Origin of the sequence: Shewanella sp. ULN5 (assembly GCF_030731885.1) — a bacterium.
Taxonomy (GTDB): Bacteria; Pseudomonadota; Gammaproteobacteria; order Enterobacterales; family Shewanellaceae; genus Shewanella; species Shewanella holmiensis.
The window spans coordinates 64,766-90,159 of sequence record NZ_JAPJEE010000015.1 but is presented as its reverse complement, the minus strand read 5'-3'; the positions used below and the strand labels follow the sequence as shown (position 1 = coordinate 90,159).

The following is a 25,394-nucleotide window of genomic DNA, read 5'->3' as shown; positions in this document are numbered from 1 at the left end:
CAAAGGATCTGCATATATGTGGCAAATATTTAGTCGTTTTCTGGCATTGGGCTTAATTAGTTTTGGTGGTCCAGCGGCGCATATTGGCTATTTTAGACAGACATTTGTGCATGAGTTAAATTGGTTAGATGAAAAACAATATGCCAGTATTGTGGCACTAAGCCAGTTTATGCCAGGCCCTGGATCCAGCCAGGTAGGATTTGCTATTGGCTACCATAAAGGTGGTTTAATGGGGGCCTTGGCCGCCTTTTTGGGGTTTACGCTACCGTCTTTTTTGTTGTTGTTTTTATTTGCGGTTTCAACCGCAAGTTGGCTGCAATTAGATTGGGTGGCAGGGGCGATTCATGGCCTTAAATTACTTGCTGTGGTGGTGGTTGCTGACGCAACCTTTGGCATGTTTAAACAATTTTGCCAACGTAAAACAGCTCAATGTCTAATGATGTTGACAGCGGTTTGTATCATATTATTCCCTTCTTTAATGACTCAGATAGCAGTATTAGTGGTCGCGGCTATTATTGGCGGCCTGGTGTTAACTCGCGGTGAAAATATCTCACCAGAAGCGCCTGAGATTAAATTAAATTGGGGATGGTTAGTTCTCTTCATTTTGGGGTTAATCGCGTCATTCATTCTAGCTTCTCAGCCAGATAGCCTAGGGCAAATTTTTGGTCAGTTTTATCAGGTCGGCAGTTTAGTGTTTGGTGGCGGACATGTTGTACTGCCGTTACTGGAAGCCAATGTGGGTGAACTAATCAGTCAAGACCGTTTTTTAACTGGTTATGCATTAGCACAAGCTGTACCTGGGCCAATGTTTACCATGGCCACTTTTTTAGGCGCCGATATTTGGCAAGAATCACCTATTTTCGGAGCACTCATTGCGACAATTGCGATTTTTGTTCCAGGCTTTTTGCTAATGTTAGTCACACTTAATAGCTGGGGGGCGATTAGTCAGCGCCCCATTATCGCTGGTGGCTTGGCGGGGGTAAATGCTGCGGTTGTTGGTTTGCTATTGGCAGCCTTGTACCAACCTGTTTTTATTACTGCGGTTAATTCATCACTTGATATGGCTTTAGCGATATTAGGTTTTGGGTTATTAAAAATATTTAAACCTAATATTGTCTATCTAGTCGTAGGTTTTGCCCTTGCTGGCATCATCACCAGTTTGTTTCAATAAATACATTCCCCATATGAATTCAATCTAATTAGTATTTCAATATCATGGTGTTATCTAGGTAAGCTTCATCAACAGCCGCGGAGTTTAATGGCATATAAAAGGTCAAAAAATGTGATGGAAGTTCATATATTACCACTGTTTTAACGCATGCCCCTTTAACGTGTCTATACTCATACTTGAACATATATTGTTCATATATGATTAAGTCATAAAAAGGTCTCAAGTTATGGAATATTTATCACTGCGTAATAAGCTGCTTGCCCTTTCTCTTGTTCCTCTTACTTTGATTTTAAGTGTGGTTCTGGTGTTATTCTATGTGAACGAAAGTGATTCATTAGAAGCAGATATCACTGACTTTAGACAAGAGTTGGTTTTAGAGCGTAAAAAGCAATTAAAAGAAGCGGTTGAAATTGGTGTCGGAGTGGTCAGTTATCAGCGCGCTTTAGGTGAGGCTGGTAATGTGAATCAAGCATTACGTGATTTACGCTTTGGTACAGCAGGTTATTTTTTTATTTACGATACCGATGGCAATAGTGTTTTTCATGCGGTGCAACCTGATATTGAAGGTCAAAATAAAATGGATATGACCGATCCCAACGGCACTAAAATTGTCGTTGGCCTGTTGAATGCTGCCCAGCATGGTGATGGTCATGTGACTTACTTTTACCAAAAACCCAATACCCAAGGGCTAACAGAGAAGTTAGGCTTTGGTGCAATGATCCCTAATACCAATTTGATGTTAGGTTCTGGTGCTTATATTGATGATATTGATGAAGTGACGGCGAGTTTTAAGCAAATTAAAACCGAACAAATGCATCAAAATTTAATGATGTTTATTATTCTGACATCAACTTTAGGCCTACTCACTACGGTAGGGGTCATGTTTACCGCGAAAGCGATGGTGCAACCCATCGAAAATATGGCCAATTCATTGAATGATATTGCCAGCGGTGAAGGTGACTTAACCAAGCGTCTTGATGTAAAAGGCAAAGATGAAATCGCCAAGTTAGGCTTAGCTTTTAATGTGTTTGTTGATAAGCTGCAAAATATCATTAGCGATGTATCTGTAGCCACCAATGATGTTAAACATGCTGCTAAAAATATCAATGAACAAACGGTAACTATATCGGATCAGCTGTATAGCCATAACAGCGAAATTGACCAAATAGTCACCGCAATAACTGAAATGTCTGCAACTGCACATGATGTCGCCCAAAATACTAATCGTGTTGCAGAATCTACCCAAACGGCATCTGGCTATGTCATGCAAGCACAAGAGTGTGTTGATAACTCATTGTCTGAAGTCTCAGAGTTGATGATGCAAATCGACGATGCGGCCACCAATATTCAATCGCTAAGTGAGCAGTCGAAGAAGATTAATTCAGTACTCAGTGTGATTGGCGGTATTGCTGAACAAACCAATTTGTTAGCATTAAATGCTGCCATTGAGGCGGCAAGGGCGGGTGAGCAAGGGCGAGGCTTTGCTGTGGTGGCTGATGAAGTACGTAATTTGGCTAGTCGAACTCAAACCAGTACTGTTGAAATTAATGAGATGCTGACTGAATTACATCGTTCCGTTTCGCAGGCGGTTGACGCCATGGATAAAAGCCAAAAAAGTGGTATTCGCTCGGTAGAGTCCTCTAAAGCGATTTCGGAAAGCTTAGGCGCGGTAACATCTTCGGTTACCAATATTAATGACATGAGTACTCAAATCGCGACCGCAGCAACCGAGCAGAGCTCGGTTACCGAAGAAATCAATCGCAACATTACCTCAGTGCAAGAAATCGTTAATCAGTTACTCGACTCAAGCCGTCAGGCTGCTGATATGAGTAATAGCGTCGCTAATTCAGGTAATCATCTGAGTAAGTTGGTCGACCAGTTTAAGATTTAAGCTGTGAAATGAACCTGAACCGCTTTTTAGCGGTTCATTTTTTTGACAAATACCACCACGAATAATGCGATAGTAAAACTGCCGGTAAAGGCCTCAATTGCGGCAACGGCTTTAGAGTAGCCGATGGGGATGAAATCACCATAACCTAAGGTGGTAAAAGTTACCACGGAATAGTAAATGCAATTGAGTAGCAGATTGATGTTCTGTTCAAAGTGATTTGAAAAGTTGAATTGATGAATTTGATTGCTGTAGCTGAGTCCGGTGAAAAAGTAGCACAGAGCGCAAAAGAAAATCAGCACCATTGAAAAACCTATGACCCTTAAAGGGGCTTCTCCGTATCCACAGAAAAGATCAATAGACTTAGAAATAATCCGAGTGGATGACCATTTCGGCATTTGGTAGCGTCGCATAATCAGCTCTTTACGCATAAAGTGCCCCGCCATAGCAAACAAGCCCTCGCGATCAGCGGCTTTGCGTAAATCACGATAAATTTCTTCAGACTGCTCATAATAGTCTAAGGCTATTTCAACCTCCCCAAGCTTGTCGGCTTCTCTTGCCATGCGTTCTTGTTTGATTTGTTTGCCGGTATAAATATTTTCAATTTTGGTGCCTTTCCACTTTACGCCTAATAAATTGGTATTGGTCAAGTTAGCGCAATGTACATTGGCATCTCGCAAGTCAGCCTTCATTAAACTGGCATGCTCGAGATTTAAATTAAACATATGTGCGCCTTGCAGATTGGCACGATAAAGCTCAGCGTGGGTCATATCAAACCCGGTTTTAGAGTGATGTTTAACTAAATCGATGCCACTTAAGTTAGCGCGCTTTAAGCTTATGCCACGAAGCATTCCACCAGTACGAGCGAATGCTTCAAGCCTGGCTTTATCGTCAGGCTTATTCTTAATGATGCGGGGGTCATGCCAGTAACAAAGTCCTGATGGCTCAGCAACTTCATGGCAAGAAAACCCTTCATCTTCATGGTAACAACAAGTGGGTTTCTCTTGGTTCATTATTACAGTATAGCCAGCGATTTTGGTCTTGATGTAGGTGAGTGAAATTTATTCCAGCATAGATTGTTAATTATGCCTATTTCGGTCTAGGTTTAGTGTCAAGCTTGGGGTAAAATACGCCGTTATACCTTTTGTTAACCGCTATTTTAAAGTTGAAAATTCATGTTTGAAGTTAATCCGGTAAAATTCAAGATTAAGGAGCTGGCCGAGCGCACAGAGCTTCTTAGGGGGTACCTTTGACTACGCTGCGAAAAGCGAGCGTTTAGAAGAGGTTAGCCGAGAGTTAGAAAGTTCTGAAGTGTGGAACGAACCTGAACGCGCCCAAGCCTTAGGCAAAGAGCGTTCAGCATTAGAAGCTGTGGTTAAGACCATTGATGATATGGACAGCGGCCTTGAAGATGTAGAAGGTTTATTGGAATTAGCCATTGAAGAAGATGACGAAGAAACCTTCAACGATGCCAGCGATGAAATCGCCAGCTTAGAGGCGCGTCTTGCTGATTTAGAATTCCGTCGCATGTTTTCGGGCAAAAATGATGCAGCAAGCTGTTATCTTGATATTCAATCAGGCTCAGGCGGAACCGAAGCACAGGATTGGGCCAATATGGTCTTGCGCATGTATTTGCGTTGGGGTGAAGCCCATGATTTTAGCCCTGAATTAATCGAGGTCACCGCAGGTGATGTAGCAGGCATTAAAGGCGCAACGATTAAATTTACCGGTGAATATGCTTTTGGGTGGATGAGAACTGAAACCGGTGTGCATCGTTTAGTGCGTAAATCGCCATTTGATTCTTCAGGTAAACGCCACACGTCATTTTGCTCAGTGTTTGTATATCCTGAAATCGAAGATGACATTGAAATTGAAATTAATCCTTCAGATTTACGCATTGACACCTACCGCGCATCTGGTGCCGGTGGTCAGCACGTAAACAAAACGGATTCTGCGGTACGTATTACCCATCTTCCAACCAATACTGTGGTGCAGTGTCAGAATGACCGCTCACAGCATAAAAACCGTGACTCGGCATTCAAGCAGTTGAAAGCCAAGCTATACGAGTTGGAAATGTATAAACAAAATGCTGATAAGCAAGCCGCTGAAGACGCCAAGTCGGATATCGGTTGGGGCAGTCAAATTCGTTCATACGTTTTAGATGACTCGCGCATTAAAGATTTACGAACAGGGGTTGAGAATCGTAATACTCAATCTGTGTTGGATGGCGATTTAGATAGATTTATCGAAGCCAGCCTAAAATCAGGACTTTAATCGAATTAACATTCGCGCGAGGGCTTGCCCTCGCAAGTAAACACGAGAATATACCATGACTGAACAAGTACAAGATGAAAACAAACTGATTGCAGAGCGTCGTGCTAAATTAGAGCATATCCGCACTAACTGTCCAGCTAACGCGCACCCAAACACATGGCAACGCAGCCATAAAGCCGCAGAGTTACAAGCTAAATATGGTGAGAACACCAAGGAAGAGTTAGAAGCATTAGGTTTTCAAACCAGTATTGCTGGCCGTATCATGGCTAAACGTGGTCCTTTCTTAGTGATCCAAGACGTATCTGGCCGTATTCAAGCTTATGCAGAAAAGTCTGTTCAAGGTGATTTAAAAGAACGTTATCAAGGCCTAGATATCGGTGACATTATTGGTGTTAAAGGTCAGTTGCATTTATCTGGCAAGGGCGATCTTTATGTCAATATGGAAGAGTACCAATTGCTGACCAAAGCATTGCGTCCTTTACCAGAGAAATTCCACGGCTTAACAGACCAAGAAATGCGTTATCGCCAGCGTTATGTTGACTTAATCGTTAACGAAGACTCGCGCAATGCATTTGTAATGCGTTCTAAAGTGGTTTCGGCTATTCGTAACTTCATGATCAAAAAAGAATTCATGGAAGTTGAAACCCCAATGATGCATGTTATTCCTGGCGGTGCTTCAGCACGTCCATTTATTACTCATCACAATGCATTAGACATGGCCATGTACTTACGTATTGCGCCAGAGCTGTATCTAAAGCGCCTAGTTGTAGGTGGTTTCGAGCGTGTGTTCGAAATTAACCGTAACTTCCGTAACGAAGGTTTATCACCACGCCATAACCCAGAATTCACTATGATGGAATTCTATATGGCTTACGCTGATTACAAAGATTTAATGGATCTTACCGAAGAAATGCTTGGCTCAATTGCCCAGGATTTATTAGGCAGTACTAGCATGCCTTACGGAGAAGAAACCGTTGAGTTTGGTGGTAAGTATGCTCGTTTAAGCATGTTAGAAGCCATTCAGCTGCACAACCCTGATAATGCAACCATTCAAGCAATGACTTACGAGCAAGTTAAAGACGTTGAGTTCATGCGTGATTTAGCTAAGAGCTTAGGCATCAAGTTAGAGAAATTCTGGACTTGTGGTCAACTTTTAGAAGAAATTTTTGGTGAAACAGCTGAGCCTAAATTGATGCAACCTACTTTCATTACTGGCTACCCTGCGGATATTTCTCCGTTAGCGCGTCGTAATGATGACAATGATTTTATCACCGACCGTTTTGAGTTTTTCATCGGTGGTCGTGAAGTGGCCAACGGTTTCAGCGAATTAAATGACGCTGAAGATCAAGACAACCGCTTTAAAGCACAGGTTGATGCAAAAGATGCCGGTGATGACGAAGCTATGTTCTATGATGCTGATTATATTACGGCGCTTGAGCACGGTTTACCGCCAACAGCGGGTCAGGGTATTGGTATTGATCGCTTAGTGATGTTATTCACTAACACTCATACTATTCGTGACGTGATCTTGTTCCCTGCGATGCGTCCACAAGCATAATTGTTGGTTAAGCCTTTGGCTTAACGATTTGCATTAAAAACCAGCCTATTCGAAAGCATGGCTGGTTTTTTTATGGCTTGAATTCAAATAAGACTAGGGACTGCTGATCTATGCTGGAGGCGTATTTTTCGAGATAAAGACGAATTAGCCGCGACGAGTGGAGTGTTGCTTAGTCATCTAAGCAAAACTCACTCAACAAGGCTTTTGTCTTGTATAAATGGCCAACAATTCACTGCAAAAAACCTTAAAGGTCAACATACCCTAAGCTTAATCATATTCAATTAAGTGAGTTTTAATCTGAAACAGGGATTTCTATGTATAAAAAAACGGCCATAATAGGCCGTTTTTATTTACTAGCGACTTAACACTATTGAGGCATTAGGCCATTGTTGATGGCGATAACATCATCTTCATTCAATGTACCAGCAGCTTGTTTTAGTGCCACAATTGAATTGATATAACCATATCGTGCATCTGATAATTTACGCTTTGAATCGTACAAGTCACGAGTACGGTTTAATACGTCAACGATAGTACGGGTACCTACTTCAAAACCTGCTTGAGTCGCTTTTAAAGCACTTTCTGAAGATACGACAGATTGCTCATAAGCTCTGATAGAACTGATAGAAGCCGATACGTTATTGAAGTTATTACGCACATCTTTTACAACACCACGATGAGTTTGTTCAAGTTTTTCACTTGCTTCGACATATTGGAATTGCGCTTGTTTTACTTGCGAAGACACTTTAAAGCCTTCAAAGATTGGCACGCGTAAAGTGATACCAATGTTACTGTTATCAAAGTCTTCTGTTGGGCTTTGGTCAAAACCTTTGGTGTAACCTGCATCTAAACTTAATGAAGGCATATGGCCAGCGTTATAAAGTTTGATCGTTTCACTTGCGATATCTTTACCAATGCGTTGAGCTAATAACGATAGATTGCTCGTTTCTGCCATTTTTAACCAGTCGGTTGATTTTTCTGGAGCAGGAGCGCCAGCAGAAAAGCGATTAGTGTCTAAAATGTTCAGAGATTTATGATCGATGCCGGTAATTTCACGCAGCGCTTCATAGCTGTTCGCAAGATTATTTTCAGCTAAAATTTCTTGTGCAGACGCTAGGTCATATTGTGCTTGTGCTTCGTGTACGTCAGTAATTGCGGTTAAACCGACAGCGAAACGTTGTTTTGTTTGTTCAAGTTGGCGCTCAATTGCTGCTTTTTCAGCACCTTGGAATTCAAAGGTGTCTTTAGCCGTTAACACATCAAAATAAGCTTTAGTGACACGAGTAATTAGCGTTTGTAATGACGTTGCATAAGCTGCATCCGCTTGAGATGCTGCCATTTCTGCTAGGTCTAAACCAACCCAAGCACTGTGATCGTAAATTAACTGGCTTAACTGCACCCCACCAGTAAAGCCTTCAGGCTTAACTGTCTCTTTACCATCATACTTGTTCCATGCTTTAGCGTAACCCACGGTTGCACTAATGGTTGGTAATAATGGTGCACGATTTTCTTCAATCCTTTCGTATAAGGCATTACGTTGTGCTTGAGCTTGTAATACGACTGGATCGCTTGTCAGCGCTTGTTGGTATATTTGCATTAAATCGTCAGCTTGTACTGTCGGTGCAATCACTGCAAACGATAACGCTGCGTATAAAGAACCCATTTTGAATTTCATTTTCTGCCCTTCTAGACAATGCTTATGTATTTGGTTATAGAAATAACAAACTTTTTTAAGGTTTTAGTTTGTGGCTAGTTTGATAAAAGCGCTCAATGAAGAGAAACTACCTACATTAATGCGACTAGCACTATGCTGGATTGCTAGTGTAAAACACCTTTTTACCAAGCATAAATAATTTAGTTGTTAACTATCTAGTTAATAGTATAAACATTTACTAACTCTATAGTCAGATGTTACATCACTTACTCTAATGCAACATTGTCTGTTCAAAAGTGATTCTGCTTCTGAGCGATGTTGTCTTATAGTTGTCAGAGTAAGGGGTTACTCATTAGAAGTAAAATTTTACTTGTTAGAATATTGAATATTAAAAACTTCTCATAGTAAGTCAACTTTGAAGTGTAACAGATTTTATTTCACGCTAGAGTTAGCGCTATAACAATATGCTATTACCATTTAAGTAAGTTGCACTTTTCACTTGGCATTTAGCCGATATAACGCCGGAATACCCATGAAAGATAATAAAACGACAGAAGGTTTTACCGCTGATGATGATTTTGAATTATTGTCAAAACGTGTTCTTTATAAAGGTTTTTTTCGATTAGATGAGTATCGCTTCAAACATCGGTTGTTTGCCGGTGGCTGGAGTGGAGAAATCATCCGTGAAGTATTTGAACGCGGCCATGCCGTCGTGGTGTTGCCCTATGATCCTATTTTGGACAAGGTCGTATTAATTGAACAATTACGCGTACCAGCATTAGCAACGACTAAATCAATCTGGCTTCTTGAGCTTGTGGCAGGTATGATCGAGCCCGGAGAAAGCCCAGAGCAAGTAGCAAGTCGGGAGCTCTTTGAAGAGGCCGGCCTTATCGCCAGTCATATTGACTATATCAATAGTTATTTAGTGAGCCCCGGTGGCACCAGTGAGCGATTTTATTTATATCTTGGTCGGGTTGATGCCAGCCAAGCTAAAGGTTTACATGGCTTAGATAGTGAAGATGAAGACATTAAAGTGCATGTTGTTAGCCGTGCTCAAGCCTATGAATGGGTACAGTCGGGACGAATTGATAACGCATCAACGGTACTTGGGATCCAATGGTTGATGTTGAATTATCAGCAATATCAGTCAGAAAACTAAAATATTTTATGTTGTTGATAACATACAGAGGGCGCGGTTAATCAGGTGACTAGGTTAAATCAGCTAGAAAAAAATAAATACCAACCTAACGTAAGCGCTTTTTTAGCCTTATGTGGGCGTAACTATGCGCTGATTCTAAAGTGGTTACCGGATGAATCTGAACATGACACCCTATGGACCATTGAAGGTGAATTCGGATCTTTAGCGGTTACATTGCTGGAAAATACCAAATATACCCAGTTAATTGAAATATCACGCTGCCTACCCCATAGCTTATTTGTATCATCGCCTAAAGTTGTGGTTCGGGTTTATCATGATGCCCAATTAGCAGAAGTGTTAACTAGCCAACAGATTTTTAGTTTTAAACCAGTATATGATTATCCCAATATACATATGCATCAGGCAGACGAGAAATTTCAGGTGAATGCATTTTTGGAAGAGTTATTAAAAATTGGATGCCACAGTATTGTGCCGTCGTAATAACTTGAAATAATAGATTTTGGGAATAGTAAGTGCTGAAGTCAGCTGTTAATTACACTTTTGAAGACAACCAATCGGTGCGATTGATCCAAATTACGGATCCGCACCTTTTTGCTGATCCTGAATCTCAACTTCTGGGTGTGAATACTGCAAAGAGTCTGCAAGCGGTACTTGATACCTTCGTAAACTCTCCAGAACAAGCCGATTTACTGATTGCTTCTGGTGATATCAGCCAGGATTATTCTGCTACGTCTTACCATAATTTTGTTAGCCAAATTGCCAGTGTGAATTTACCTTGTCATTACCTGCCAGGTAATCATGATGACCCGCGTATGATGGCGTTACATATGCAGGGTAAAGATGTGTTTGGGCAACAACGCATTCTCGCTGGTAACTGGCAAATTTTGATGTTGGACTCTACCGTTCGTGGTAAACCAGGTGGTTTCATGGGCGAGCAGCAGTTTCTTTTGATTGATGCAGCTATTAACGCTGAGCCTGATAAACATGTGTTATTGGTGATGCACCATAATCCGATATTAATGCAATGTGGTTGGCTAGATCAGCATTGCATGGCAAATGGCTCAGAGTTTGTTGAACGTGTCAGTCAGTATCCACAAGTAAAAGGTTTATTGTGGGGGCATGTGCATCAGCAGGTTAACCAACAGCATGCTGGACCGCATGGTGATGTGGCGCTAATGGCTACACCTTCCACATGTATTCAATTCAAGCCTTTATCAGATCATTTTGCTTTAGATGGTGTTCAACCCGGTTATCGTTTGCTGGAGTTGCTGTGCGATGGTAGCATTCGTTCTGAAGTTTACCGTGTTGCAGGTGATCATTTTACCCCAGACAATGAAGCCAGCGGCTACTAACTTCTCTCGAAAAACTTACTTAAAAAGCTTGTGAAAACGCGTTAAGATTCTTAACCGTAGCGTGAGGATATATGCTGCTTTATATACATGGATTTAATAGCTCTAATCAATCAGATAAAGCGGTGAAAACGGCGCAATACATCCAGCAAAATTATCCCAATTTAACGTTTCATCAGCCACAAATACCAACATCAATCCATGATGCAATGGCATTATTAACCGCATTAACCGAACGCGCCGTTGCCGAGGGTGAGCCCGTAAGATTTATTGGCTCGTCATTAGGCGGTTATTTTGCAAGTTTTTTAGCCGAAAAATACGGTGGCAAAGCTGTTTTAGTGAATCCTGCAGTAAAACCGTATGATTTATTTGAAGAGTTTTTGGGCGACCAATATAATCCCTACACTGGTGAACATTATCAGGTCGTAGATGAAGATCGTATTGCTGTGGCTGAATATGACACAAATGTCATTCGCCATCCCGATAGATTCTTGGTTTTGTTGCAAACTGGTGACGAAGTGTTAGATTATCGTCAGGCTTTGCACAAGTATCATTGCTGTGAATTACATCTCGAACCTAATGGCGACCACAGTTTTGTGGGATACGAGCAACAGCTTGATAAAATTTGTCGATTTCTTCAGCTGCCTTAACAATCAAAATTAAGCCCTTGCTTAATGAATAACAAAATGTGTGGAATATGACTAACCAATATACTTCAGATGCAATTGAGGTCCTCAATGGACTCGACCCGGTAAAACGCCGTCCGGGCATGTATACCGATACCACTCGCCCCAATCATCTAGGTCAAGAAGTTATTGATAACAGTGTCGATGAAGCACTGGCTGGTCATGCGTCAAAAATTGAAGTGGTATTACACGCCGACAACTCCCTTGAAGTGACTGATGATGGTCGTGGTATGCCTGTGGATATTCACCCAGAAGAGGGGATTCCTGGTGTCGAACTTATTCTGACCAAACTGCACGCAGGTGGTAAGTTTTCTAATAAAAATTATCAATTCTCCGGTGGTTTACACGGGGTGGGTATTTCAGTGGTTAACGCGCTGTCAAAGCGCGTGCAAATTACTGTTCGTCGCGATGCTCAAGTGTACGAAATGGCCTTCGAAAATGGTTTCAAAGTTGAAGAGCTAACGGTTACAGGCACCTGTGGTCGTCGCAATACCGGTACTAGCGTGCATTTCTGGCCGGATAGCAGTTATTTTGACTCAGCTAACTTCTCTACTTCAAAGCTAATCTACATTTTGCGAGCCAAAGCCGTATTATGCCCAGGGCTAAGAATTAAGTTCACCAATAAGCAAAACGGTGAAGTGCATGAATGGTTTTACGAAAGTGGCTTAACCGATTACTTAAAAGAAGCCGTAAAGGATTCACCTTTATTACCTGAAGAGCCTTTTGTCGGGAGCTTTAAAGGTGAACTTGAAGCCGCAGAGTGGGCGATTACTTGGCTACCAGAAGGCGGCGAAAGTCTTAACGAAAGTTACGTTAACCTTATTCCCACGCCATTAGGCGGCACGCATGTTAACGGCTTTAGACAAGGCCTGTTAGAGTCAATGCGTGAGTTTTGTGAATTTCGCAACTTAGTGCCCCGTGGCATTAAATTATCACCAGAAGACATTTGGGATAAAGCGGCGTTTATTGTTTCAATTAAAATGCAAGATCCTCAGTTTGCAGGGCAAACAAAAGAAAAACTGTCTAGTCGTCAAAGTTCTGCGTTTGTGTCAGGCATTGTGCGTGATGCCTTTTCGTTATGGTTAAATTCAAATACAGAGTTAGCAGAGCAGTTAGCCGAGCTTTGTATCAGTAATGCACAGCGACGTCTAAAAGCGGCTAAAAAAGTGGCGCGTAAAAAGGTCACATCAGGTCCCGCTTTACCAGGTAAATTGACTGATTGTTCAGGCCAGGATCCGATGCGTGGAGAGCTGTTTTTAGTGGAAGGAGACTCTGCGGGAGGCAGCGCCAAACAGGCGCGAGATCGTGAGTTTCAAGCTATTATGCCGCTTCGTGGTAAAATTCTGAATACATGGGAAGTTGACTCTGCTCAGGTGTTGGCTTCACAGGAAGTTCATGATATTTCAGTTGCCATAGGTTGTGACCCAGACAGTGCCAACATCGATGAGTTACGTTATGGTAAAATTTGTATTTTAGCGGATGCTGACTCGGATGGTTTACATATTGCCACGCTACTTTGTGCTTTATTTTTAAAGCATTACCGCGTGTTAGTTGAAAAAGGCCATGTGTATATTGCAATGCCACCGTTATTTCGTATCGATTTAGGCAAAGAGGTTTTTTATGCCCTTGATGAAGCAGAAAAAACCGGCATTTTAGATCGTATTAAGGCAGAAAATAAAAAGGGTAAAGTTCAGGTCACGCGCTTTAAAGGTCTAGGTGAAATGAACCCATTGCAATTGCGTGAAACGACCATGGATCCTAATACCCGTCGTTTGGTGCAATTGACCATTGATGATGATGATGGCACCGACGCATTGATGGATATGTTACTTGCTAAAAAACGTTCGCCAGATAGAAAGAGTTGGTTAGAAACGAAAGGGGATTTAGCGCAAATTTAAACACAAGCTTCTAGTGACATCGTGTTTATTGAAAGCGTTATTCCAGCAGTTTTTTACCGCCAATAATAAGAATTAGAGGCAAAAGAATAATTAGATGTTGTATATCAAATCGAAGTCATTCGTGTATGGTTGGGAATGGATCGTTAAAGCCTGTGTATTGCTTGGGCTGAGCACGGTTATTGTCGGTTATGCTCATGCAACTCAATCGGTCATGATTACCGTCACTAAAGGATTTGGCTTGTCTTTATACGCCTCTGATTTAGGTGATATTAAGCAAATGGCCTTAGGTGATAATGGTACGTTATTTGTGGGGTCACAAAAAAACGGTACGATTTACGCTTTAGTGGATAACGATCAAGATGGTCAGGTGGATAAGCGATATGTGGTGGCTAAAGGGTTGGAAAACCCAGATGCGCTTGCTTTCTATAAAGGTGATTTGTACGTCAGTGAAGAAGACCGCATCATCAAATACGAAGAGATTGAAGAGCGTTTACGCCGGCCATCTCGTGCGAAAGAAGTGTATACCAACTTACCTGATTTAGAAAAACGTTATACCCGAGCAATGCGCTTTGGGCCCGATGGGCGTTTATATATCGCTTTAGGCATGCCTTGTAACGTATGCGAGGCACCTGCTCCTTATGGCAGTATTTTAGCGATTAACGTGCAAACTGGGGCGAGCGAGCAAGTTGCATTAGGCGTTCGCAGTGTCACAGGTTTTGATTGGGAACCGGGGACAAATCAAATGTGGTTTGCCGATCTTGGGCGCAACTGGATGGGTGATAATTTACCTGCCGATGAAATTAATCGCATTGATGTAAAAGGTGCGCATTTTGGGTTTCCTTATATTCATGCTGCTGATGTCAAAGAGCCTGCTTACGACAAACCCACTAATTTAAAAATTACTCCGCCAGTTTTCGAATTACCCGCCCATGTTGCACCAACAGGGGTGCATTTTTATCATGGTAAGCAATTTCCTGAGCGTTACCAACAGCAGTTGTTTTTAGCTGAAAATGGTTCATGGAATCGCTCAAGCAAAGTGGGTTATCAAATTGTGATGTTAACCCTAGATCACAGCCAACCTAAAACCACTATCTCAGATCGGGAAACCGTTGTGAGCTTTTTAGACGGAGAGTTTCCCGTCGCTCGACCATTTGATTTGCTAACCGCACCAGATGGCGCAATTTATATTTCAGATGACTTAAAAGGCAACGTGTACCGTTTGTTCTATAAAGCCGCTGATCAAACACAGGAAAGCACCGATGAGTGATGCGATTGAATTAAGCTTAGATGGCGTAGAGCAAATGCCACTGCGCCGATTCACCGAAGAGGCTTATTTAAACTATTCAATGTACGTGATTATGGATCGTGCATTACCGCATATTGGTGACGGCTTAAAGCCTGTTCAGCGACGCATTATTTATGCAATGAGCGAACTTGGGCTATCCGCCCAATCAAAGCCTAAAAAGTCAGCCCGTACAGTTGGTGACGTATTAGGTAAGTATCACCCACACGGTGACAGCGCATGTTACGAAGCGATGGTATTAATGGCCCAGCCGTTCTCGTATCGTTATCCGCTGGTAGATGGTCAGGGTAACTGGGGGGCGCCAGACGATCCTAAATCATTTGCGGCAATGCGTTATACCGAAGCAAAATTGTCAAAATTCTCTGAAGTACTATTGTCTGAATTAGGCCAGGGTACAGTAGAGTGGGGCGTTAACTTTGACGGTACCTTAAAAGAACCTAAAACATTACCTGCACGATTACCGCACATTTTATTAAACGGTATTACGGGGATTGCTGTCGGCATGGCTACCGATATTCCGCCGCATAACGTGCGTGAGTTAGTATCTGCCTGTGTTGAGTTATTGGATAATCCTAAAACTGACCTTGCGCGCTTAATGGAGTTGGTACCGGGCCCTGATTACCCAACAGAAGCCGAAATCATTACCCCAAGTACTGACATCGAAAAAATATATCAAACCGGTCGCGGTTCTATCAAAATGCGTGCGGTTTATCATGTCGATAACCACGAAATCATCATTACCTCGCTGCCTCATCAGGCAGGTAGTGGCAAAATTTTAGAACAAATCGCGGCTCAAATGCAGGCAAAAAAACTGCCCATGGTCAGTGATTTACGTGATGAGTCTGATCACGAGAACCCAGTTAGATTAGTTGTTGTACCGCGCTCTAATCGGGTTGATTGCGATCAATTGATGGCGCACTTATTTGCGACAACCGATTTAGAAAAAAGCTTTCGCATCAACTTAAACGTGTTAGGACTAGATGGACGTCCGCAAGTCAAAGGCTTGCTGCCCATGTTAACCGAATGGCTAGAGTATCGGGTATCAACCGTGACTCGCCGTTTACAATACCGTTTAGATAAGGTGTTAGCGCGATTACACATTTTAGAAGCGTTAATGATTGCGTTTTTGAATATAGACGAAGTGATTGAAATCATTCGCTTCCATGATGAGCCTAAAGCGGAATTAATGGCTCGCTTTAACTTAAGTGATAAACAAGCAGAATCAATTTTAGAGTTAAAATTACGTCATCTTGCCAAGCTAGAAGAGTTTAAAATTACCGCTGAACAAAATGAATTGATGGCTGAGCGTGACAAACTGGAATTGATTTTAAGTTCAGATCGTCGTTTAAAAACCCTGGTTAAAAAAGAGCTTATTCAAGATGGTGAAACCTTTGGCGACAACCGTCGCTCACCGATTATTGAGCGTAAAGAATCTAAAGCATTAACCGAGCAAGAGTTAACCCCAACGGAAGCGGTGACTGTTGTGTTGTCAGAAAAGGGTTGGGTGCGCTGCGCTAAAGGCCATGATGTTGATGCACAAGGATTAAACTATAAAGCGGGTGACAGTTACCTATGCAGTGCCATGGGGAAAAGTAATCAAGCCGCCGTATTTGTGGACTCATCCGGTCGAGCCTTTGCCACCGACAGCCACACACTACCATCAGCCAGAAGTCAGGGCGAACCCATCACCACCCGCTTTAATATGGCACCTGGTGCGGTAATGCAACACGTTATCATGGGTGAAGATGAACAGTGCTATTTATTAGCCAGTGATGCGGGTTATGGGTTTATTGGAGCCTATGCAGACATGGTTAGCCGTAATAAAGCAGGTAAAGCATTATTATCTTTACCTGCTAACGCACAGGTCATGACGCCAAAATTGATCAGTAAAGACAAAGATCAATCATTACTGGCGATCACCAGTGAAGGCCGTATGTTGATGTTCAGTTTAGATGCTTTACCGCAATTATCTAAAGGTAAAGGGAACAAGATTATCGGTATTCCAAGTGAACGTGCCAAAAATCGTGAAGAGCTATTACTGCATTTAAATGTTGTGCCTAATGGTGCTGCAGTGACCCTTTGGGCTGGTAAGCGCAAGCTAACACTTAAAGCCAGCGATTTAGAGCATTATCGTGGTGAACGTGGACGTAGAGGAGCTAAATTGCCAAGAGGCTTGCAGCGCGTTGATAGTGTCGATATTGAAACAGTAGAACTGGCTATTGATGATACCGCTTCAGAGCCACAGATCAGTGAAGAATAGCTTATTGTCATAAACTTTATTCTCTGATAAACCATAAAAGCTCACGTGAACACGTGGGCTTTTTTATTGATAAGCATTTTATCAATCAGTCGATAACCTCAAATTGACATAATAAACACTTATCAAGCTGAGGTTTACTGCAAAACTTGGCATAGCTCACTGACAACAGAGCTTTATTATTGGCGGTTCAAGGTGTTGTAGAGCTGTACAGGCATCTAGTTTTAATTGTCAGTTTATAAATATGAGCAATGCTGATGTCGCTGTTTATTTGATTAAATCGTCAATTGCATCGACAAAAAAGTTACCAGAATTAAGCGGATTTTTTGCTCGTAAACTGTGCAATGAAAATATGTTAACTTACAGGGGTAAAGTTATTCAGCCGAGGGAGGTTCTGCGAGTATTGCGATGAGCGCTTAAACACTCTGCGCAAGAATATCAAGGATAAAATGTTAACGTTATGCCACTTCGTAAAAGTTTGGCTCGAACTCTAATTGAGTTTGGATAATTTGATTTGCCATTCTGGCACATTTTCCACATTGATCTGCCACGCCTAGACGTTTTTTAACATCAGCCAATGAGCAATCGCCTTGGCTAACTGCCTCTTTAATTTGCTTATCTGTAATTGCATGACAAAGACAAACGTACATATTAGCCTCTACATCTAGTGAAATAAGTTATAAACAACATAGCGTTCTTCAATGAATCTAATTCTAAATGAAAACAGTTATCATTGGCAATAACTTTTGAGTAAAAATGATACATTTATCACTTTTAGTCAGGTTTACTCATTATGATGTATTTATAACAGATTGATAATTAATAACCTTTTTCAAAATCAACGCGAAAATTTAATGGTTGATCATTACACCATAAAGCGTAATTTTGACTAAAAACATCAATAATTTGCTGCGGAAAGCTTGGGGCGGCGACATGTGGTGTGATGATGGCGTTTGCCGCTAGCCAGATGGGATGATTGCTGGGTAAGGGTTCTTGGTTGAAAACATCTAAAATCGCCTGCTGATCAGGCTTTAGTACTAATTGTGCGGCCAATGCATCGAGGTCGAGCACATTGCCTCGTCCTAAATTAAACAATACAGCATCAGATTTTAGTCGGGCTAAACTGTGACGGTTGAGAATATTTTTGGTTGCAGGCGTATCCGGTAACACACTGGCAATGACGTCAGCTTCAGGCAAATGCAGCAATAAATTATCAATCTTATCGACCAGATCGAAACCTGATATGGCTTGCCCTTGTCGGTTAATCCCTATAACCGTCATGCCAAAGTGTTTTGCCGTCGTCGCGATATGTTGTGCGATAGAGCCTGTGCCTAGTAATAACAGTTGTTGACCTTGAAGGGTTTTATAATGACCAGGTTGCCACTGTCTTTGTTGTTGCAGTTGATGGTAATGCTGATGCTGCCTATTGTGCGCCAGTAAATACCCAAATAGATATTCACTCATTAATGGGCCAAATATGCCGCGCACATTGGTTAATTGATAATCTTGTCTAAGCTTTGGTGACATCAGCTTATCCACCCCTGCAAAGGTTGATTGCAACCAACGTAACTGCCTAGCGTGGTTCAGTAAAGGTGTGGCAAGAGATGGTTCAGCAAACCAAATATTCGCTTCGGTTATACTATTAGGGGAGTCGCCTAAGATGACTAAATCCGTTAAATTGCGTTTTATTAATAAATCACGATAAACCTCGTTTTCTCGTGTTAGCAATAGTAACTTATTAACCATAACAATGACCCAGTAGTGTGATATCAAGGAGTTGATAGCGCAATAGTAGATATGAGGTGTATTTGAATCAAATTATTTCGATGTTAAATCAGCTGGCAAGCTTTATGTTGCCATGGGTAAGTGAAGTGAGCACCGCCATTGTGGCTTGTGTGATAGTGATGTTTGCTGTTGATATCAATCGTATTGTTAGACGATTATTAACAGGCCAGGGCTTTATTGTGCGCACATTGGTGTTTGTAATGATTAATGCATTTGGTTATGGATTAGCCATTGTCACATTAACTCCAATACTGGCAAAACAACTTAAATTAATGCCTGGTTATTGGATGCTATTAATTGTATTGGGCAGTTTTATGCTGTTAGGTTTTTGGGCGCAGAAAAACCGTCAAGTTTAGTCAATATTTGCATCAATAATCTTAACCCAGCAAGGTTTAGAATTAGGATAAGCATAAAAAAACCGAGCATTAATGCTCGGTTTTTTTCATCTGATCCAAATCGCATCGAAAATGATAATTAGTCTTCTAATTGACCACAAAAACGATAGCCTTCGCCGTGGATTGTCGCGATGATTTCCGGCGTGTCCGCTAGGCTTTCAAAGTGCTTACGAATACGACGAATAGTCACGTCAACCGTACGGTCGTGTGGCTTAAGCTCACGGCCAGTCATTTTCATTAACAGGTCGGCACGAGTTAAAATTTTGCCTGGGTTTTCAACAAAGTGAAGCATCGCGCGGAATTCGCTGCGAGGAAGCTTGTAAGACTCACCTTGTGGGTTAACTAAAGAACGGCTGTTGATTTCTAAGCTCCAACCGTTGAAACGATAGTGCTCAACTGAACCCTTTTCTTCGTTGTCAGTGCCAGCACTGTTCACGCGAGTTAACAAGTTGCGTGCACGAATAGTTAATTCTCTAGGGTTAAATGGTTTAGTGATGTAATCATCTGCGCCAATTTCTAAACCTAAAATTTTATCAACTTCATTATCACGACCGGTTAAGAAGATTAAGCCGATATTGTTGATTTCACGAAGTTCGCGAGCCAATAACAAACCATTTTTACCCGGTAAGTTAATGTCCATCACCACTAAGTTAATTTTGTTTTCTTGCATTGCTTTGTGCATTTCAGCGCCGTCATTTGCTTCAGTGACAACATAGCCTTCAGCTTCAAAAATGCTACGTAAGGTGTTACGAGTTACAGCTTCATCTTCAACAATTAAAATATGTGGGTTTTGCATAATAAGTTACCTAAAATAAAAATGATAAAATTCGTTATCTAGCATCTAGGCTAGCGTTGTCCGTCTGCGCTTCTGCACACGTAAAAATCTCTATTATTGGGTGTTTAACTATGTCTACCCTGAACTTAAACACTCTCTCATTTGATATCCGAATGAGTTTTACACAAGCCGTTAAAAACGTCTTTGTCAAAAAAGGGTAATACCGCTGCTATACACTGTGAACTTAAAATACGTTAAAAGTTCCTGTAGATGTTAACTAAACCTCTGTATTTACTCACAGGCCTTTAAAAGTAGAACATTTATTGTGCAGTGGTAAAACTTTAGCTCAATAAATCATAAATAGAAACGTTACAAAATATCGCTGAAGTAGGCTTTTTGTGACGATTTATGAGCTACTGATGGTTATTGTACCCTTTTTCTGTATTTGTTAACAAATGAATTGTTAATAAAATTATTAACAAAGGTTTAGTTAAAGTCGTATATTTAATTTATTTAATTGATTTATATAGTCTTTGTGTCTTTTCTGTATTGTGACTGACGTCACAAATCTTTCGTTATTTAAACCTATCTGCTACACTGTTTTCGGCTTATTTGGTGAGATTTATTATGGAAAATGTTATCGACATGCTGTGGCAGGATTATCAAAAAACTGAATTTTTACTTACTCAGCCTTTATCCAATGATTTTTCTTTTGCAATTGTTACAGCACATAATCCCCTAGGTAGCGTGTTAACCCCAAGCCAGAACCGTTTGAGAGACAGGGCGCTTCAATCAAAGATTCTCGAATACCGAAGTCCGTATCGCTGCTTGATTGGTGCGGCTCCTGATTTGTCGCATATGGAAAAAAGCTGGGCTATATTTATAGATAAAGATCAAGCGCTTGAGCTGGGTAGAGAGTTTGGGCAGCATGCTATTTATTATGTAAATCAAGGCTTACTATCACTAATCGCTTGCTTTGAGCCTCACCGAGATGAAGTACCTATGGGATTGTTTCATCAGCGTTTGAAATTAGTCAGTGATTTACCTGAGTTGTAGTAAATTCCGCTCTCGCACATTTGTTAATTTTTTTATGAGACAATAAAATTAACAAATAGTATTGATTTTCTAATACCTATGACTGATTTACACATTATGCTCATCCCATCCACACCAATACCGCTGTAATTTGTCATTTTTTATCTGTCCCATCATCAAGCGATTGTTTCATTGTGTGGAACATAAAATAGTGCATTTATTTTTTAACGCTTCAAGTTGATATTTTGTCCATTGACTTAGCCATAGGTTTATTGCTATTTTGCACATCCCTCCTTAATGGAGGCACAGAAGAGGAGCGTTAACTAGGTAGTAAGCTTGAGGAAGACCAATTCCCATGACCGCTTACGAGGGAGATTAACGCCGAGATAAATCAAATTTGGTTATTTTATTTATCGGTCGATTGGGTTGAATCCTAACGATTGTCACCTGTTTTTTTGGTGGAGAGCTTCTGGTGGTGATTGCTGTTTCCCTTCTTTAAGGGTGCGTTATCTTTGCACCAGGCTCTTCGAACGAAGTTTAGTTCGGAGCGTATTTCATGTCGTTAAATCAATTAGTTGTAGCCAAGTTTGGTGGAACCTCTGTTGCAGATTACCCTGCAATGAGTCGTTGCGCGGATATCGTTTTATCTAATCCTAATACCCGTGTTGTAGTCGTTAGTGCATCAAGTGGTGTGACGAATTTGCTGGTGGAACTTACCAGCGCCAACGTAAATGACGAACGTCGTTTAAGTTTATTAAAGCAGGTCGCGCAAATTCAATATCGTATTATTGACGAGCTGGGCCGCCCGCAAGATATTGCCGCACAAATTGATAAATTACTGAGCCGGATGTCAGTGTTAAGCGAATCATTGGTACTCGATCGCAGCAAAGCCCTAATGGATGAATTGCTTTCAATGGGTGAACAGTGTTCATCAGTGCTATTTGCCGCGGTTATCCGTGAAAAGGGGACTGCATCAAGTGCGTTTGATGTGCGTCAGGTATTACGTACTGATAGCCATTTTGGCCGAGCTGAGCCGCAAATTGAACAAATTGCCAACTTGTCCGGTGATTTTTTACAGCCCTTATTAGCCAATCAAGTGATAGTGACTCAAGGCTTTATTGGTGCTGACGAACAGGGGCGTACAACCACATTAGGCCGTGGTGGCAGTGATTACTCTGCAGCGCTATTAGCAGAAGCGTTATCAGCCCATGCTGTTGAAATTTGGACTGACGTTGCAGGTATTTATACTACTGACCCGCGTTTAGCCCCCAATGCGCGCCCAATTGCAGAAATCAGTTTTAACGAAGCCGCTGAAATGGCCACTTTTGGTGCCAAAGTCTTGCATCCTGCCACTATCTTACCTGCCGTTCGCCAGAAAATTCAGGTGTTTGTCGGCTCAAGTAAAGACCCTGAAGCCGGTGGAACTTGGATCCGCCATCAAGTCGAAGATACGCCAGTTTACCGCGCGGTGGCATTACGTCGCGATCAAACCTTATTAAATCTTCACAGTTTACAAATGCTCCATGCCCAGGGTTTTTTAGCTGAAACTTTTGCCACATTAGCGCGTCATAAAATCTCGGTCGATTTGATTACTACCTCAGAGGTAAACGTCTCACTTACGTTAGACAAAACAGGTTCAGATTCCAGTGGTCAGGGATTGTTAAGTGAATCTTTATTGCAAGAATTGTCACAACATTGCCGTGTTCGCGTTGAAGATAAGCTAGCCTTAGTGGCGATTATTGGTAATAAAATCGCCTCAACAGCGGGCATTTGCAGTCGAGTGTTTCAGGTATTAGAAAAGCACAATGTGCGAATGATTTGCCAAGGTGCCAGCCCACATAACTTATGTGTGCTAGTGGATGAAGCAGAAGCTGCGCAAGTGGTGTTAGCATTACATCAAAACCTGTTTGAGTAATGGGTGACGGAGTCATTAATGACCAAAGCAATAACTAGCGCTCCGAATGTCGGTGAACTTGCCGCAGGCCAAGTACTCAGCGTGCCTTTATTTACTTTTAAAGGCACAGATAACCGTGCTCCGACAGTGTATGTACAGGCCAATGTGCATGGCGCTGAAGTGCATAATACGTAAATAAAGTAAATAGGATACGACTTGACAGTATCCATTTTTTTACTAGCCTTAATGCATAAGTGCGTGATTTATCATATAGGGTACTATGGCAAAGAAAAAATTAAATCGTTTAGGCGCTACTAAAGCATCCTCAGCAAACAAGGGAGTGATTATTAGCGATGATACGTTACCCCTTTATCAAGATTTTATTTTGATAGATGTTGCGGATCGCTTAAAGAAAGCTAAGGTGTGGTTTGTGCGCAATAGCGAAACTACAGCCCTGCTTGGATTACACGTCATTGGCGGAGCACAATCTAAAGTTTGGGCTTGCGACTCTAAAGACGGTCTTTCGATTGAGATTAAAAGAGGTTTGGCACGAGCATTCATAAAATGGGTCACCATACAGAAACGTACAGTGAGGCTTGTTGGAAAAAAAATGTCGGCGCTCAAGTCGTTTATTAAGTTCTTATCACTTAGAGATAATTTCACTGAACTGTCTCAAGTTAATAGATTCTTATACGATGAGTTTAAAAACACAAACAAAGACGCCTCTCATCATATAAGAGATATATTGTCTCTTCATCCATCCATCAGCGAACATGAACTTAGCTACAAAGTCTTTTCTCAAGGCCGTAGAAATACTCCTCAAAATAAATCTATCGATGATATTGAAACTCTATTTGAGACAAATACTTATTCTGATAGGGAAATGATGCAAATCTTAGCTTTCGCAATGCATCGAATTGAACTCATGAAAGAAAGGTTTGAAGAACTCGATGAAGCAGATCCAAGTGAACTTTTTCAAAGAGGAGTTTTAGTACTTCCTGAAGGCGTAGGTAGACTCAACTCATCTATAGCCAAAATAATTGAGCTTTTTCATTGTAATCCGATAGATGCTTATAAAACAGTGCTTGCTAATTTACTTGTTTTTCTAAAGCAAGCAGACCTGCCAAATCAATTGCAATTTCCAAGTGGTAATTGGTTTGGGAAGGTCATAATTATGATTGACCGGAATTCACCAGAGTTGGGCAAGGGATTTAGGGAGTATTTGTCAGATAAATACGGGCTACTTGCTAATTCAGTTGACGATGGTGGAATGAAAGGACTTCCCTTCGAAAATATAATTTTTTTTCGAGCAAAAATCAACCAAGTCGCTATAGCCGTATATATAATGGCTCAAACAGGGGTGAATTTTGAAGTTATCAAAACACTTGGTAAATATAATAAAGGAACTTATTGGAAGGACTCTTTTGATGTTGAGTTAGGTGCTGATACGGCTTTACTTCTAAAACGAAAAGTTCTTCGTTTATCTGGCTGGAAGCAAAAAGGAAGGCAAAGAAAAAGAATAGATATTAGAGTTCCGATTGATTCACACCTTTTTAAGGTTTTAGAGTTGTTTGATAGACTCAATGAGTACTCTAGAAACGATACTTTTTACTCTGGCTCAATGAGCCAGCTTGGTGGCGTGCGCGAGTTTTGTAATATGTATCCGATATACTCAGATGATGACAAGAGAATTGAGTTTTTATCCACTGTCAAATTTCGTAAAGTTTATACTGGAGCCAAGCTAGCCGCTGCAATTGAAGAAGCTACCAGCCCAGAGGAACTTGCAAGAGATTTGCGTAATGCCCTAGACCATGAATCTTTTGATACCACGATAACATCCTACATAATGAAAACAGGGGCAGGCCACCTAGCATATAGCAGTGCGGTGGTAGCTTTGACAAATAAAATGCTCGAAGAAGCATTATTATTCAAAGGAAAAATTAAACATGAAGAGTCAGAGCAATCCAATCGCGTCCCAGTATACCTCTGTGATTGTGATGATCAATTCAATCCAAGCCATGATATTCCTATTTCTGGTCGTTGTACGCATTACGATCTATGTCTAGGTTGTGAAAGAGCTACGGTATATGCACGAAATATACCGAGAATATGCGCTCGAATGATCCAATACGATAGTCTACCTAAGCCAGTAGATGATCTTTTGGCAGATAGAAAAGCTATCGCAATCGATACGTTAGAGAGGTTTAGAACAGAACATCCTGATGGCGAACTGATTGTCGAAAAAGGCTATCAGCTTGCATCTGAAGCGGATATGAATAACATGCCACTTGTCCCACCAATCTTAAACTAAGT

General features: G+C 41.3%; 21 protein-coding genes and 1 riboswitch. Of the genes, 16 read left to right on the top strand and 5 right to left on the bottom strand.

Annotation, left to right across the window (positions count from 1 at the left end; all coding sequences use genetic code 11):
• Positions 1-16: 16 nt before the first annotated feature.
• On the top strand, positions 17-1,171 hold the full coding sequence (gene chrA / locus ORI98_RS14210) for a chromate efflux transporter (protein WP_306135650.1): 1,155 nt from the start codon (positions 17-19) through the stop codon (positions 1,169-1,171).
• A gap of 226 nt (positions 1,172-1,397) precedes the next feature.
• The gene (locus ORI98_RS14205) at positions 1,398-3,062 is read left to right on the top strand and encodes a methyl-accepting chemotaxis protein (protein ID WP_261297210.1); all 1,665 of its coding nucleotides are present in this window, start codon (positions 1,398-1,400) and stop codon (positions 3,060-3,062) included.
• A gap of 26 nt (positions 3,063-3,088) precedes the next feature.
• Here ORI98_RS14205 and ORI98_RS14200 read toward each other — a convergent pair whose 3' ends face one another.
• Positions 3,089-4,072, bottom strand: coding sequence for a pentapeptide repeat-containing protein (locus ORI98_RS14200; protein WP_306135649.1), 984 nt, complete (start codon positions 4,070-4,072; stop codon positions 3,089-3,091).
• Positions 4,073-4,234: 162 nt separating this feature from the next.
• Here ORI98_RS14200 and prfB point away from each other — a divergent pair.
• Together prfB and lysS are read left to right on the top strand one after the other, a co-directional pair.
• Positions 4,235-5,333, top strand: a protein-coding gene (gene prfB, locus ORI98_RS14195) for a peptide chain release factor 2 (RefSeq protein ID WP_188840196.1) whose coding sequence is annotated in 2 segments (ribosomal slippage) — positions 4,235-4,309 and positions 4,311-5,333 — 1,098 coding nt in all. Because the reading frame shifts where the segments join, the coding sequence is not laid out codon by codon here.
• A gap of 55 nt (positions 5,334-5,388) precedes the next feature.
• Positions 5,389-6,891, top strand: a complete 1,503-nt coding sequence (gene lysS / locus ORI98_RS14190; RefSeq protein ID WP_306135648.1) for a lysine--tRNA ligase — start codon at positions 5,389-5,391, stop codon at positions 6,889-6,891.
• A gap of 367 nt (positions 6,892-7,258) precedes the next feature.
• Here the strand turns inward: lysS and tolC are convergent, their stop codons facing one another.
• Entirely contained in the window at positions 7,259-8,566 is a 1,308-nt protein-coding gene (gene tolC / locus ORI98_RS14185; protein WP_306135647.1) for an outer membrane channel protein TolC, read from the bottom strand.
• A gap of 511 nt (positions 8,567-9,077) precedes the next feature.
• Here tolC and nudF point away from each other — a divergent pair.
• The 7 genes from nudF (at position 9,078) to parC (ending at position 17,200) form a co-directional block, all read left to right on the top strand.
• Positions 9,078-9,704, top strand: coding sequence for an ADP-ribose diphosphatase (gene nudF, locus ORI98_RS14180; RefSeq protein WP_306135645.1), 627 nt, complete (start codon positions 9,078-9,080; stop codon positions 9,702-9,704).
• 45 nt (positions 9,705-9,749) lie between these two features.
• The gene (locus ORI98_RS14175) at positions 9,750-10,184 is read left to right on the top strand and encodes a DUF1249 domain-containing protein (protein ID WP_306135644.1); all 435 of its coding nucleotides are present in this window, start codon (positions 9,750-9,752) and stop codon (positions 10,182-10,184) included.
• 32 nt (positions 10,185-10,216) lie between these two features.
• Positions 10,217-11,056, top strand: coding sequence for a 3',5'-cyclic-AMP phosphodiesterase (gene cpdA, locus ORI98_RS14170; protein ID WP_306135643.1), 840 nt, complete (start codon positions 10,217-10,219; stop codon positions 11,054-11,056).
• Positions 11,057-11,127: 71 nt separating this feature from the next.
• Positions 11,128-11,703: a YqiA/YcfP family alpha/beta fold hydrolase gene (locus ORI98_RS14165; RefSeq protein ID WP_306135642.1), complete on the top strand. Its 576-nt coding sequence runs from the start codon at positions 11,128-11,130 to the stop codon at positions 11,701-11,703.
• Between the two features lie 47 nt (positions 11,704-11,750).
• Entirely contained in the window at positions 11,751-13,637 is a 1,887-nt protein-coding gene (gene parE, locus ORI98_RS14160) for a DNA topoisomerase IV subunit B (RefSeq protein ID WP_261297202.1), read from the top strand.
• A 94-nt stretch (positions 13,638-13,731) separates the two neighbouring features.
• Positions 13,732-14,904, top strand: coding sequence for a sorbosone dehydrogenase family protein (locus ORI98_RS14155; protein ID WP_306135641.1), 1,173 nt, complete (start codon positions 13,732-13,734; stop codon positions 14,902-14,904).
• On the top strand, positions 14,897-17,200 hold the full coding sequence (gene parC, locus ORI98_RS14150; protein WP_306135640.1) for a DNA topoisomerase IV subunit A: 2,304 nt from the start codon (positions 14,897-14,899) through the stop codon (positions 17,198-17,200). The genes ORI98_RS14155 and parC overlap by 8 nt, the downstream gene beginning before the upstream one ends.
• Positions 17,201-17,655: 455 nt before the next feature.
• Here the strand turns inward: parC and ORI98_RS14145 are convergent, their stop codons facing one another.
• A complete protein-coding gene (locus ORI98_RS14145; protein ID WP_167675466.1) occupies positions 17,656-17,847 on the bottom strand; it encodes a bacterioferritin-associated ferredoxin in 192 nt (63 codons plus the stop codon).
• Between the two features lie 169 nt (positions 17,848-18,016).
• Positions 18,017-18,943, bottom strand: a complete 927-nt coding sequence (locus ORI98_RS14140; RefSeq protein WP_306135639.1) for a D-2-hydroxyacid dehydrogenase — start codon at positions 18,941-18,943, stop codon at positions 18,017-18,019.
• Positions 18,944-19,005: 62 nt separating this feature from the next.
• Between ORI98_RS14140 and ORI98_RS14135 the strand changes: the two genes are divergently transcribed.
• The gene (locus tag ORI98_RS14135; protein WP_306135638.1) at positions 19,006-19,338 is read left to right on the top strand and encodes a DUF3392 domain-containing protein; all 333 of its coding nucleotides are present in this window, start codon (positions 19,006-19,008) and stop codon (positions 19,336-19,338) included.
• A 118-nt stretch (positions 19,339-19,456) separates the two neighbouring features.
• Here ORI98_RS14135 and arcA read toward each other — a convergent pair whose 3' ends face one another.
• Positions 19,457-20,173 (bottom strand): two-component system response regulator ArcA, encoded by a 717-nt coding sequence (gene arcA / locus ORI98_RS14130; protein ID WP_261297197.1) that lies wholly within the window; start codon positions 20,171-20,173, stop codon positions 19,457-19,459.
• 606 nt (positions 20,174-20,779) lie between these two features.
• Here arcA and ORI98_RS14125 point away from each other — a divergent pair.
• The 4 genes from ORI98_RS14125 (at position 20,780) to ORI98_RS14110 (ending at position 25,392) form a co-directional block, all read left to right on the top strand.
• Entirely contained in the window at positions 20,780-21,208 is a 429-nt protein-coding gene (locus ORI98_RS14125) for a DUF3293 domain-containing protein (RefSeq protein WP_261297196.1), read from the top strand.
• A gap of 280 nt (positions 21,209-21,488) precedes the next feature.
• Positions 21,489-21,664: riboswitch (Lysine riboswitch) on the top strand.
• 79 nt (positions 21,665-21,743) lie between these two features.
• Entirely contained in the window at positions 21,744-23,102 is a 1,359-nt protein-coding gene (gene lysC, locus ORI98_RS14120) for a lysine-sensitive aspartokinase 3 (RefSeq protein ID WP_306135637.1), read from the top strand.
• Between the two features lie 18 nt (positions 23,103-23,120).
• Positions 23,121-23,276 (top strand): hypothetical protein, encoded by a 156-nt coding sequence (locus ORI98_RS14115; RefSeq protein ID WP_306135636.1) that lies wholly within the window; start codon positions 23,121-23,123, stop codon positions 23,274-23,276.
• A gap of 85 nt (positions 23,277-23,361) precedes the next feature.
• Positions 23,362-25,392, top strand: a complete 2,031-nt coding sequence (locus ORI98_RS14110; protein ID WP_306135635.1) for a hypothetical protein — start codon at positions 23,362-23,364, stop codon at positions 25,390-25,392.
• Positions 25,393-25,394: the final 2 nt, after the last annotated feature.